We start from the raw sequence: 12,505 nt of genomic DNA, 5'->3' as shown, positions 1-12,505 counted from the left end.
TGTTCAAGAGAGTCGACACTGCCGGTCATCGTATCGGCAGTTGGACACACAAGGTAACCCCATGGCTCGAATGTTGATGCTCTCGATGATGCTGGCGCTGGGTGCGATGAGCGCGGCTGCTTCCGCCAAGACATGCAATGTGGAGGTCGAAGGCACCGATGCGATGAAGTTCAACACGAGCCAGATCGCGATCGCAGCCGACTGTACCGAGGTGGAGGTCACACTGAAACACGTTGGTAAACTGCCCGTGACCGCCATGGGTCACAACTGGGTGCTGACGGCGACACCGGATTTCCAGCCTGTGGCGAGCGCAGGAGCGAGCGCGGGTCCTTCGGCAGCTTATTTGCCGAAGGACGACAATCGAGTGATCGCGCACACCAAGTTGATTGGCGGCGGAGAGACGACGACGGTTCGTTTTGCGACTTCGAAGCTGAAGAAGGGCGGTGACTACACGTTCTTTTGTTCCTTTCCGGGACATTGGGCGGTCATGAAGGGCAAGCTCACGTTCGGTTGAGACATTCTGAGGCAATCCGCCATCGCGCAGTTTTGCAGGACCGCACTTCCCATCTATTTCATGCGACGTTCCGCTTGTAGGGAGATCCGTGAGATCCGGGAGATCACGTTGGTGAGCGCCCGCTCGGCTTCGGCGAACAGATCTCCCTCGACACGCGGCAAGAAGGCTTCGAGTTTCTCTCCAAGTGCCTCTAACGGTTCCTGTGCCGCTATGAGCAGGCGCACCGAGCTGTTCATCTGCGGCTCGGCGTCGACCGGGGCGATGCTCGTATCCGTCGATCGCGACAATGTGCCACGTAGTTCTTCTAGCAGGCACGCGCTCTCCTCGTCGCCGATCGACCGCAGCTTTGCGATGACAGATTGATGTCGGGCGGCGATCGCATGTTCGCCCTGTTCCAGCAGCGTATGCAGCGACTCAATCGATGTCCCGATGGGGGTTTCCTCTTGCACGGCATGCCGTTCGCGGCGCCAGGCATCGCGTCGCCAGCGCCGCATCAGCGCCGCGTGGCGCAGTTCTTCGAGTGCCAGTTGCTCGGCTTGTGCAGCAATCTGGCGGTCTTCAGCATTCGCGGCAAGGTAGCTATAGAGAGCGAACGCGCGTTGTTCGTTGTCGACGGCGATAGCGAATGCACGATAGGGCGTCAGACGCGCGCTGCGTGCGACTTCGTCCCAGGACTTGAACAGTTCGCTCGGCAGTCTCCAACTGAAATGTGTCGGGTCCGGTGCCGGCTGGCCGAGCGACGCCGCCCATCGCTCCACCGCATCGACATGCAGGCGCTCCTCCTCGAGCATGCGCCGGAACGCATCCGCCATGTCGGTTTCGCCTCTGCGTTCCATCGCATCGACGAGGGTGGTATAGCGAGCGACGGCTTCGTGTTCGATCGCGCTCGCGATGCCGACGAGCAGCGGCAGGGTGACTGCGCCAAATTCGGGGTTGCGCTCGAGTAGCGGTCCGCGCACCATCGAAAGCTCCTTCGCGTGAGTCGGCCTGCGAACAAGCCGAAAAGATGATGAAAAGATGATGATGACACAAAGGAGGGCGTGTTGACCGTTTGTAGCTCGCGAGCCGCACTGGCAGTACTGGCGCTGGTAGTCCTGACATGGTCCGCGCACGTGAGCGCCCAATCCGAGCCAGGAACCCGCGCGTCAAGCCTCGGCGCGTATCTTTCCAAGGTCCAGCCCGCCGAGGTCATTCCCGGTGCGGATCGCTTCGGTCCGGTCCGCGAGTCACCTGCCGTCGCGCCCGTCTATCGAGGCGACGATCTCCTTGGCCATGCGTACCTCACTTCGCAGTTCGTGGATACGAACGGCTATTCCAGCAAACCGATTCATATCGTCGTCGGCCTCGATCTGGAAGGCACGATCGTAGGCGCCAAGCTCGTGGCGCACAGCGAGCCGATCGTATTGATCGGTATTCCCGAGCGAAAGATCGTCACGTACTTGCAATCGTTCATCGGTTACAACCCGCTGAAGAGCGCGCAGACGAATCAGTCGCCGCCTCGACCGGACATCGTGAGCGGAGCCACGGTAACCGTGTTGGTCATGGGCGAAAGCGTAGTTCGTTCCGCGCTACGTGTAACGCGTGCATTGCAGGCGGGCGGTTCGCAGGTGCAAGCAACGCAGGCAGCGCCGATCCAGACGATGCGTGTGCTCAATTCGACAGTGGACCGGACAGCCGACTGGAAATCCCTGGTCCAGCAGGGCGCAGTGCGCAACCTGCGGATCACGGTCGGCGAGGTCAATGCGGCTTTCGAGAATTCCGGCAACGCGGCGGCCATGAAGCGACCCGAGCCCGGTCCGCCCGGCGCAACTTTCATCGAGCTCTACGTGGCCCTCGTCTCGCATCCTTCGATCGGCCGCACTCTGCTCGGTGAGGCCGAATTCGAGAGCGTCACCCGCATGCTCCAGCCGGGGCAGCACGCGATTCTGGTTGCGGGCGAAGGGATGTATTCCTTCAAGGGATCGGGGTATGTGCGCGGTGGCATCTTCGATCGGATCCAGCTCATCCAGGGTGCGGAGACGATCCGCTTTCGCGACCGCGAGCATCGACGCATCGGGGGGCTCGCTGCCAAGGGAGCGCCGACTTTCAAAGAGGTCGATGTCTTTATCGTTCCCGCCGGCGCGGAGTTCGATCCTGTCGCGCCCTGGCGTCTGCAGTTGCTCGTGCAACGGGCGATCGGCGCGCTCGACAAGACCTTCGTGAGCTTCGAGCTGCCTTACGAGCTTCCATCACGGTACACGCACGTCGTTACACCCGACGGCAAGCCTGTCCCGCCCGACGCGGCGGGCTTGCAGGCTGGTGAGGAGAACGGCGTGCTTTCGGATCGACCTTTGTGGCAACGGCTGTGGTACAGCAAGGCAGCGGCGATCGCTGTGCTGGGCCTGATGCTCATGGCGCTCACGCTGATCTTTTTCTTCCAGGACTTGCTGGTGAAGCGCGAGCGGCTGTTCGATCGAATCCGGCTGGCGTACCTCGCTATCACCCTGGTGTGGCTCGGCTGGGTCGCTCAAGCCCAACTCTCGGTGGTTAACGTGCTAACCTTCACGACGGCGCTGCGCGAGGGTTTCGAGTGGAAATCATTCTTGGTCGATCCGCTGATTTTCATTCTTTGGTCGGCGGTGGCAGTGGCCCTGTTGTTCTGGGGCCGCGGACCGTTCTGTGGATGGTTGTGCCCGTTCGGCGCCTTGCAGGAACTAACGAACAAAGCCGCGCGCAGGCTGAAGGTGCCGCAGCTGAAGATTCCCTGGCGCGTGCACGAGCGGCTGTGGCCGATCAAGTACATTATTTTTCTGGCGCTGTTCGGCGTGTCGCTCGGATCGCTCGCCTACGCCGAGATGCTCTCGGAGATCGAGCCTTTCAAGACCGCCATCGTGCTGCGATTCGTACGCGAGTGGTGGTTCGTCGCTTTCGCGCTTGCGCTGCTCGTAGCCGGCCTGTTCATCGAGCGATTTTTCTGTCGCTATCTGTGTCCACTCGGGGCGGCGCTCGCCATTCCGGGGCGCCTGCGCATGTTCGATTGGTTGAAACGTTATCGCGAGTGCGGCAATCCCTGCATGCGTTGCTTCAAGGAGTGTCCGGTGGAGGCAATTCACCCGGAGGGGCATATCAATCCCAACGAGTGCATCTCCTGCCTGCATTGCCAGGTGCTCTACCACCACGAACAGAAATGCCCGGTCCTCATTCAACGCACGCTCAAACGCAAAAGGCGCACCGCAACCGCGGCGCCGCCCATTGGCACAGGAGCCGGCGCCATGCAGGCCGCCGCCGGCAGCGACGCGGCGGGTCAATAGCAGCAGTTGATCTTGATCAACCGCAAAGCCGGATGAGCGTCGTTCAATACAACCCATTGACTGAGCAAATCGAAAGTGGCACGAGTTGAGGAGGCGAGATGAAGAAGAACATGTCGAACGAACCGGCCGATCCGAGCCGGCGCGCAGTTCTGGGCAGCAGCGCCAAGGCGATGGCAGTCGCGGCGGGCGCCGGACTGCTGAGTGCCTGCGGCCGCGGCGAAGACTCGTCGGGAACGCCCGCGAGTAAAACCGAGGGCGCCAATGCGCATGTGGGCCCCGGCGAGTTGGACGAGTACTATGTTTTCTTCTCGAGTGGTCAGAGCGGGGAGCTGCGGATCATGGGGCTGCCATCGATGCGCGAGTTGATGCGGGTGCCCGTATTCAACCGCTGCAGCGCTACCGGCTGGGGCCAGACCAACGAGAGCCGCAAGATTCTGACCGAGGGACTCACTCCCGAGACACGGAAATTTCTCGCATCGCGTGGCGGCACGTATGCCAATGGCGACCTGCACCATCCGCACATGTCGTTCACAGATGGGACCTACGACGGCCGATATGTGTTCATGAACGACAAGGCGAACACGCGCGTGGCGCGGGTGCGGTGTGACGTCATGAAGTGCGACAAGATCATAGAGCTGCCCAACCAGCATACGGTGCACGGACTGCGCGTGCAGAAGTATCCGAAGACGGGCTACGTGTTCTGCAACGGCGAGGACCGCACGCCGATCCCGAACGACGGCAGGATCCTCGCCGATCACAAGAAATACCAATGCGTGTTCACAGCCGTCGACGGCGAAACCATGAAAGTCGCCTGGCAAGTGCTCGTTGACGGCAACCTCGACAACGTCGACTGCGACTACCAGGGCAAGTATTGCTTCTCGACCTGCTACAACTCCGAAGAGGGCGTGACGCTCGCGGAGTACTCCGCGGCCGAGCAAGACTGGGTTGTAATCTTCAATTTGAAGCGCATCGAGGAGGCGGTCGCCAACGGCCAGGCGAAGATGATCGGCGGCGTGCCGGTGCTGGACGGCCGCAAGGGCTCGCCGTTCACGCGCTACGTCCCGATTCCCAACAGCCCGCACGGTATCAACACCGCCCCGGACGGTATTCACGTCGTGGCGAATGGCAAGCTTTCCCCCACGGTCACAGTGTTCGACGTACGCAAGTTCGACGACCTGTTCGAGGACAAGATCCAGCCACGCGACACGGTCGTCGCGGAGCCGGAGCTTGGCCTGGGCCCCCTGCACACGGCGTTCGATGGGCGCGGCAACGCCTACACCACGCTCTTCATCGACAGCCAGATCTGCAAGTGGTCGATCGAGCGGGCCATCAGGAAATTTCAGGGCGAGGACGTCGATCCGATCATCCAGAAGCTGGACGTGCACTATCAGCCGGGGCACAACCACACCTCGATGGGCCAGACCAAGGAAGCCGACGGCAAATGGCTGCTGTCGCTCAACAAGTTCTCCAAGGATCGCTTCCTGAACGTCGGCCCGTTGAAGCCCGAGTGCGACCAGCTCATCGATATCTCCGGAGAGCAGATGCGGCTGGTGCACGACTCGCCGTCCTTCGCCGAACCACACGACGCAACCATCGTCCACCGCTCCAAGGTCAATCCGATCAACGTCTGGAAGCGCGACGATCCGATGTGGGAGGACGCACGCAACCAGGCGAAGGCGGACGGAGTGGTGCTCGAATCCGCCAGCAATGTGGTGCGAGATGGAAACAAAGTGCGCGTTTACATGTTTTCGGCCGCGCCCACCTTCAGTCTCACGGACTTCACCGTCCGCCAGGGGGACGAGGTCACCGTCTACGTGACCAACATCGACACGGTGGAGGACCTGACTCACGGCTTCACCATCGTCAACTATGGTGTGGCAATGGAGGTCGGTCCGCAGATGACGTCATCGGTCACGTTCGTCGCCGACCGTCCCGGCGTGTACTGGTACTACTGCCAGTGGTTCTGCCATGCGCTGCACATGGAGATGAAGGGGCGCATGCTGGTCGAGCCGCGTAAAGTGTGACGATGCACTCAGCGATGCACGTTGCGTTTTGCGTGCTGGCGGCCAGTGCGGCGGTCATCCCCGCGCTGGCCGCTTCGGACGGCAGAGCTCACGCGCATGAGAAAGGAGAGAGAGTCGCCGCGCCTGCGCACTCCGAGCGTCTCGTTATCCAGGGCGAGCCGCTGCAACGGCTCGTCGATGCCGCGCCTGCCGGCGCGGTGCTGCGGCTCGCCCCGGGGCGCCACGCTGGCCCTGTCCGCATCACGCGCCCGCTCGCGTTGACGGGCGAACCAGGGGCGGTCGTGGTCGGAAGTGGCAACGGCAGCGTCATCGTGGTCGAAGCGCCCGGCGTACGCATCGAGAATCTCGAGATTACCGGTTCGGGCATCGACGTACCGGCGATGGATTCGGCCATTTTGCTGCGTCAAACGGCCGAGCATGCGCTGGTGAGCTCGAATCGCCTGCACGGCAATCTGTTCGGTGTCTACATCCACGGCGCGGCAGGCTCACGCGTCGAGAACAACATCATCATCGGCCGGGACGACCTGCGGCTCGCCGAAGCCGGTGACGGTGTCTCGATCTGGAACGCGCCGGGCGCAGCCGTCGTGAACAACACCATCAGTCAGGGGCGCGATGGGATTTTCGTGAAGATCAGCCGGGCCAACGTGTTCGAGCGAAACCGTTTTTCGAACCTGCGCTTCGCCATCCACTACATGTGGACGCACGATTCCCGAATCGTCGGCAATCGCTCGCGCGACAACCACGTTGCCTGGGCCATCATGTATTCAGATCGGCTGGAGATTCGAAACAACATTTCCGAAGGCGACCGCGACCACGGTCTCATGCTCAATTCCGCCAATTACTCGCGCGTGGAAGCGAACATCGTGCGGGGCGGGGGCGAGAAGTGCACGTTCGTTTACAACGCCAATCGAAACACGCTGCGTGACAATTGGTTCGAAGGCTGTCCCATCGGCATTCACCTCACGGCGGGCTCGGAGGGCAATGTCATGAGCGGCAATGCCTTTGTGAACAATAGAATGCAGGTGAAATACGTCGGCACGCGCTACGTCGACTGGTCCCACGAAGGCCGCGGCAACTACTGGAGCGACAATCCTGCCTTCGACCTCGACGGCGACGGTATCGCGGACCGGCCTTATCGGCCCAATGACGTGATGGACGTATTGCTATGGAAGCTGCCCACCGCGAAGGCATTGGTGAGCAGCCCGGCGGTACAGCTGGTGCGCTGGGCGCAGGCGCGCTTCCCGGCGCTCTATCCCGGCGGCGTTATCGACAGCGCGCCGCTCATGCAGCCGGCCATCGTGCCGCCCACCACATGACTGCCGTGGCGCAGTGGCACGCCGTTACCAAGCGCTATCAAGATGTGACAGCCGTCGAACAGGTGTCACTTCGGCTCGAAGCGGGAGAGGCGATCGCGCTGGTGGGGCACAACGGCGCCGGCAAGACGACATTGATCAAGCTGTTGCTCGGATTGATTCGCCCGAGCGAAGGCAGTGTCCTCATCGGTGGCGTGGATCCCGCCGGAGCGCAAGGTGCGCAGACGCGGCGGAAGATCGGTTTCCTGCCGGAGAACGTTGCATTCCACGGCGCCATGAAAGGCAGCGAGTTGATGTCCTTCTACGCGCGGCTCAAAGGCGAGTCCGAGAAGCGAAATGCCGAGTTGCTCGAGCAGGTAGGCATCGCGCATGCGGCCGATCGCCGCGTAGCGACGTATTCGAAAGGTATGCGGCAGCGCCTCGGCATCGCTCAGGCGCTGATTGGCGAGCCGCGCTTGCTGCTGTTCGACGAGCCGACCAGCGGACTGGATCCCGACTCGCGCCGCGAGGTGTATGAGATGATCGATCGGCTGCGCCAGGGCGGAGCGACGGTGCTGATCTCGACGCATGCTTTGAGTGAGATCGAGCCGCGCGTGGATCGGATTGCGATCATGAATCGCGGACGATTGCTCGCCGCTGGAACACTGGCCTCGCTGCGCAGCCGTCTCGATGCAGAAGCTCGCATGCGGGTGCGTGTGCGGTCGGGCACGACTGGCAAGCTACTCGAGATGCTGCCCCCAACGGTTCGCTGTGCCGAGCGCAGCGATACGGCAGTCACGCTCCTGGTCTCGGCGCATGCCAAGATGCAAACACTGCGCGTCGTCGTGGAAGCCGGAGAGTGGGTCGACGATGTCGAGATGGTTTCGCCCGGTCTGCCGGAGCTCTATGCGCAGCTTACTGGTGCTGCAGAGGAGGATGAGAGTTGAAGGTACTCACGCTTGCCGCCCAGGAAGTCCGGGTCGGCTTGCGCAACCGCTGGGTGCTCGCCACGACGGTGGTCATGGCCGCGCTGGCGCTGTCACTCACGTTGCTCGGTAGTGCGCCGACGGGTACGGTGAAGGCTGATCCGCTGGCGGTGGTGGTGGTAAGCCTCGCAAGCCTGACCATCTTTCTCGTGCCGCTGATCGCGCTACTGCTGTCGTTCGATACGATCGTGGGTGAGCAAGAGCGCGGCACGCTGATGCTCCTGTTGTCATATCCGGTGTCGCGCTGGCAGATCGTGCTTGGCAAGGGACTCGGACAGGTCGCAATCCTCGCCATCGCCACTGTGTTGGGCTATGGCGCAGCCGGTATTGCACTATGGCTCAAGAGTGGGGTCGCCGAAGCTGCGTGGCAGGCTTACGCGGCGATGGTGCTCACTTCGATCATGCTCGGCGCAACGTTTGTCGCCATGGGTTGCCTCGCAAGCGTGCTGGTGCGCGAACGCGCAACCGCCGCGGGACTCGCTGTGGGCATCTGGCTATTCTTCGTGTTGCTCTATGACACGGCATTGCTTGGCGTGCTGGTTGCTGACCAGGGGCGAATCGTCGGCAAGTCGGTACTCGATGCGCTGCTGCTGCTCAACCCCGCGGACGCGTATCGTCTCTTCAACATGACCGCGAGCGAGAGCGTGTCGGTCTACAGCGGAATGGCGGGTCCGGGCGATCCGGCTGCATTGCCGCCACTTGCGTATGTCGGCGTGCTTGCGCTGTGGATCGCCATACCGCTCGCAATTGCGATTGCGGCATTCCGCAGGAGGGCACTGTGATGCGGTCGCTCCCGATAGTGCTCGCTGTATTGCTCGGCGTCGTCATGCTCGGCGGTTGCACGAAGGACGCTTCGGCGCCGCCACCGCCACCGGCGGAAGTGAACGACCAGGCGACCGGGCATTACTGTGGAATGCTGTTGGTCGAGCACGACGGCCCGAAGGGCCAGATTCATCTTGCGAGTCGCAGCGAGCCGCTGTGGTTCTCCTCGGTGCGCGACGCGATCGCTTTCACGCGCCTGCCCGAGGAGCCGCGCGACATCGCGGCGATCTATGTAAACGATATGGCGCGAGCTGCGAACTGGGAACAGCCAGAGGCGGGCGCGTGGGTCGATGCACGCGAGGCATGGTTTGTAATCGAGAGCGAAGTACGCGGCGGAATGGGGGCGCCGGAGGCCGTTCCGTTCTCCGAGGAGCGGGTCGCCGAAACATTCCGAGAAGAGCATGGAGGCCGTGTGGTCCGGTTTGGTGACATCCCCGATGGCTACGTGATCGGGCCGGTGGACTCATCCGCTGAAGCGTCGCATGTGTCGCATTGAGAGGATTCATATGATCGCTCGCCGCCGGTTCCTTTCTCTCATTGCCGCCGGCAGCACTGCCTTCCTTCCGCTGTCACGCGCTCGCGCAGGGCAGATGCCCGAGAGTGTCGTTTGGAGAGGGGCGGTGCTCGGCGCGGCCGCATCGATGACGCTGGTTCACCCCGACCGTGCCTATGCGCGTTCCGCGATCGATGATTGCATCGAGGAGATCACTCGACTCGAGGGTATATTCAGTCTTTATCGTGTGGACTCGGAAATTTCGAGGCTCAACACTCACGGCGAATTGCGAGCGCCTGCGCACGAGCTCGTCGAGTTGTTGTCGTTTGGGCTGGCGCTCTCAGCTCAAAGCAATGGCGCCTTCGATCCTACAGTGCAGCCTCTCTACAGGTTGTATGCCGATCACTTCGCCGCGCCGCACGCGGCCACGAGCGGGCCGCTATCGGAGGCGATCGCGCAGGCGATGCGACTCGTAGACTTCACGCAGGTCGAGCTGCAGTCCGATCGCATCCGGTTGCGCCGGCCGGGTATGGCGATCACGCTGAATGGCCTTGCACAGGGATACATCACCGATCGCGTGGCTGATCGACTGCGCGCTGTCGGATTCGAGGACGTGCTCATCGATCTGGGCGAGACGCGGGCTCTCGGTAGGCATGCCGATGGCAGTGCATGGCGAGCGGCCGTGCAAGATCCACGCGATCCAGCGCGCACGCTATTCGAGCTGACGCTGGACAGCGGCGGCGGCACAGCGTCGGCGCTGGCCACTTCCGCCGGGCAAGGGACGCGCTTCGGTTCCGATCCGCGCAATCATCATTTGTTGGATCCGCACACTGGTCGAAGCGCCAACCACTATCTCTCCGTTTCGGTCGTGGCGGGGCGAGCGACAGTTGCCGATGGGCTTTCCACCGCGCTGTCCATCGTGCCGCCGTCGGCTGCGGAAAAGCTACTCGCTGCTTACCCATCGGCACGGGCTTACCTGCTTACGCCGGAGGGTGACCTGCAGACGCGCGCTGCTGCCTGACAGTCGGACTGCGTCAGACGCTCAGAGCGCGCCCTCGGGCACTTTCGTGTGCAAGAAGCTTGGATGAGGATCACCGACCAAGCTGGCATGGGAAAGGAGGCGCCATGCAGCCCGGGTTCCAGTAAAAGCAAAAGGGGCCACGAACCTTGCGATTCGTGGCCCCCTTGTCGAACGGGAACGGTCCGAACGGACGAACCTGGAGGAACTTAGACGATCTCGACCGCCAGCGCGGTGGCTTCGCCGCCGCCGATGCAGAGCGAGGCAATGCCACGCTTCAGGTTGCGATTGCGCAGGGCGTGGACCAGCGTGGTGAGGATGCGGCCGCCGGTGGCACCGATGGGGTGGCCGAGGGCGCAAGCACCGCCGTTGACGTTGACCTTGGCGTGATCGATGCCCACGTCCTTGATGGCGGCCATGGCGACGACGGCGAATGCTTCGTTGATTTCATACAAATCGACGTCGCCCGCGGCCCAGCCGGTCTTGGCGAGCACCGCCTGAATCGCGCCGACTGGCGCGGTGGTGAACCACTCCGGCGCCTGCGCATGGCTGGCGTAACCGACGATGCGAGCCAGGGGCTTCAGGTTGTGCTGACGAACCGCGCTCGCGCTGGCGAGCACCAGCGCAGCGGCGCCGTCGGAGATCGACGAAGAACTGGCGGCGGTGACAGTGCCGTCCTTCGCGAACGCCGGCTTCAAGGTCGGAATCTTCTTGATGTCACAAGTGAACGGCGTTTCGTCCTTGGCGACCACGCGCTCGCCCTTGCGATCTTTGACGGTCACTGGCGCGATTTCATTGTTGAATGCGGTGCCTTCGGCGGCGGCCAGCGCGCGACGCACCGACTCGGAAGCAAACGCATCCTGCTGTTCGCGAGTGAATCCATACTTGCCCGCGGTCGCTTCGGCGAACGTGCCCATCATCTTGCCGTCGAACGGGCTCTGCAGGCCGTCGAAGAACATGTGATCCAGAATTTCCGAATGGCCCATGCGCAGGCCGCCACGAGCCTTGGGAATCAAATAGGGCGCATTGGTCATCGACTCGATGCCACCGGCGAGCACCACGTTGGCAGAGCCGGCGCGGATCTGATCCGCGGCCATCATCACCGACTTGAGCGCCGAGCCGCACATCTTGTTGATGGTGGTCGCCGGCACCTTCTGCGGCACGCCGCCGGCGAGCGCGGCCTGGCGGGCGGGCGCCTGGCCGATTCCCGCCTGGAGCACGCAGCCGAGGATGGTCTCGTCGATCTGCTCGGCCGACAGGCCCGAGTCTTTGATCGCCGCCTGCACGGCGGCGGCGCCGAGCTGAGGCGCAGTCAACGGGCTGAGTACACCCTGGAAGGCGCCGATGGGGGTGCGGCGGGCGGCAACGATGTAAACCTGATCGCTCATGGCAGTGCTCGCTGGTAGTTCGCTTCGGTCGGTGAAGGGCGGCCTTGTACGAAACCGCCGGCCGCGATGCAAGCGGTTAGCGGTTAGTGGTTAGCGGTTGGTTCAGAGGCAATGCCAGTTATGGCGCCGCCTAATTTACTTGCAAGTACCTTAGCCTACGCCGACTTTGTATGCACTGCAACATGATTGGTCGTTTTCCGACTACCCACTAACCACCAACCACTAACCGCTGGTGTAAGGCAATTTAATGCGGCTGATGGCGGCGATGCGCTCCTCGGCCAGGCGCCGGGCGGCTTGCCAGGTCGGGATGCTCTCGCGGGCGGCGAGGGTGAGGATGCGGCCGATGATGCCGTGGATGCGGGCGACGCGGCGCAGGGCACGATCCTCGTTATATCCCTCCAGCTCGATGGCGCTGTTCATCAGGCCGCCGGCGTTGATGGCGTAGTCGGGCGCGTACAGGATGCCGCGGCGGTCGAGCTCCGTGCCGAGCTCTTCGGATTCGAGCTGATTGTTGGCACCGCCCGCGACGATACGACAGCGCAAGCGAGGCACAGTGTCTTCGTTGATGACGGCGCTCAAAGCGCAAGGTGAGAACACGTCCGCATCGACGTCGTAGATCTGTGACATCGGCACCGCCTCGGCGCCAAACTCCGCGACCGCATGCTCGATGCGCTCTTC

At 62.7% G+C, this 12,505-nt stretch carries 10 protein-coding genes and 1 pseudogene; 8 read left to right on the top strand and 3 right to left on the bottom strand.

The window, feature by feature from the left end:
* Positions 1–70: 70 nt before the first annotated feature.
* Positions 71–514, top strand: coding sequence for an azurin (gene azu, locus VGE08_RS14765; protein WP_349258710.1), 444 nt, complete (start codon positions 71–73; stop codon positions 512–514).
* A 53-nt stretch (positions 515–567) separates the two neighbouring features.
* Here the strand turns inward: azu and VGE08_RS14760 are convergent, their stop codons facing one another.
* On the bottom strand, positions 568–1,476 hold the full coding sequence (locus VGE08_RS14760) for a ferritin family protein (protein ID WP_331068670.1): 909 nt from the start codon (positions 1,474–1,476) through the stop codon (positions 568–570).
* Between the two features lie 150 nt (positions 1,477–1,626).
* Here VGE08_RS14760 and VGE08_RS14755 point away from each other — a divergent pair, with 150 nt between their 5' ends.
* From VGE08_RS14755 to VGE08_RS14725, 7 genes are all read left to right on the top strand, one after another.
* The gene (locus tag VGE08_RS14755; RefSeq protein ID WP_331068669.1) at positions 1,627–3,804 is read left to right on the top strand and encodes a 4Fe-4S binding protein; all 2,178 of its coding nucleotides are present in this window, start codon (positions 1,627–1,629) and stop codon (positions 3,802–3,804) included.
* A 98-nt stretch (positions 3,805–3,902) separates the two neighbouring features.
* Positions 3,903–5,828, top strand: coding sequence for a TAT-dependent nitrous-oxide reductase (gene nosZ / locus VGE08_RS14750; RefSeq protein ID WP_331068668.1), 1,926 nt, complete (start codon positions 3,903–3,905; stop codon positions 5,826–5,828).
* 2 nt (positions 5,829–5,830) lie between these two features.
* On the top strand, positions 5,831–7,144 hold the full coding sequence (locus VGE08_RS14745; protein WP_331068667.1) for a nitrous oxide reductase family maturation protein NosD: 1,314 nt from the start codon (positions 5,831–5,833) through the stop codon (positions 7,142–7,144).
* Positions 7,141–8,067: an ABC transporter ATP-binding protein gene (locus VGE08_RS14740; RefSeq protein WP_331068666.1), complete on the top strand. Its 927-nt coding sequence runs from the start codon at positions 7,141–7,143 to the stop codon at positions 8,065–8,067. Before VGE08_RS14745 ends, VGE08_RS14740 begins: the two co-directional genes overlap by 4 nt.
* The gene (locus tag VGE08_RS14735; RefSeq protein ID WP_331068665.1) at positions 8,064–8,888 is read left to right on the top strand and encodes an ABC transporter permease; all 825 of its coding nucleotides are present in this window, start codon (positions 8,064–8,066) and stop codon (positions 8,886–8,888) included. The genes VGE08_RS14740 and VGE08_RS14735 overlap by 4 nt, the downstream gene beginning before the upstream one ends.
* Positions 8,888–9,424 (top strand): nitrous oxide reductase accessory protein NosL, encoded by a 537-nt coding sequence (locus tag VGE08_RS14730; RefSeq protein ID WP_331068664.1) that lies wholly within the window; start codon positions 8,888–8,890, stop codon positions 9,422–9,424. The genes VGE08_RS14735 and VGE08_RS14730 overlap by 1 nt, the downstream gene beginning before the upstream one ends.
* Positions 9,425–9,434: 10 nt before the next feature.
* A complete protein-coding gene (locus tag VGE08_RS14725; protein ID WP_331068663.1) occupies positions 9,435–10,442 on the top strand; it encodes an FAD:protein FMN transferase in 1,008 nt (335 codons plus the stop codon).
* 206 nt (positions 10,443–10,648) lie between these two features.
* Here VGE08_RS14725 and VGE08_RS14720 read toward each other — a convergent pair whose 3' ends face one another.
* A complete protein-coding gene (locus VGE08_RS14720; protein WP_331068662.1) occupies positions 10,649–11,827 on the bottom strand; it encodes an acetyl-CoA C-acyltransferase in 1,179 nt (392 codons plus the stop codon).
* 222 nt (positions 11,828–12,049) lie between these two features.
* Positions 12,050–12,505, bottom strand: a pseudogene (locus VGE08_RS14715) (Glu/Leu/Phe/Val dehydrogenase family protein); the annotation flags it as partial.

This window comes from Steroidobacter sp., assembly GCF_036406195.1.
GTDB lineage: Bacteria > Pseudomonadota > Gammaproteobacteria > Steroidobacterales > Steroidobacteraceae > Steroidobacter.
Note: the sequence above shows the minus strand (reverse complement) of the source record. Positions and strands in the feature narration are given on the sequence as shown.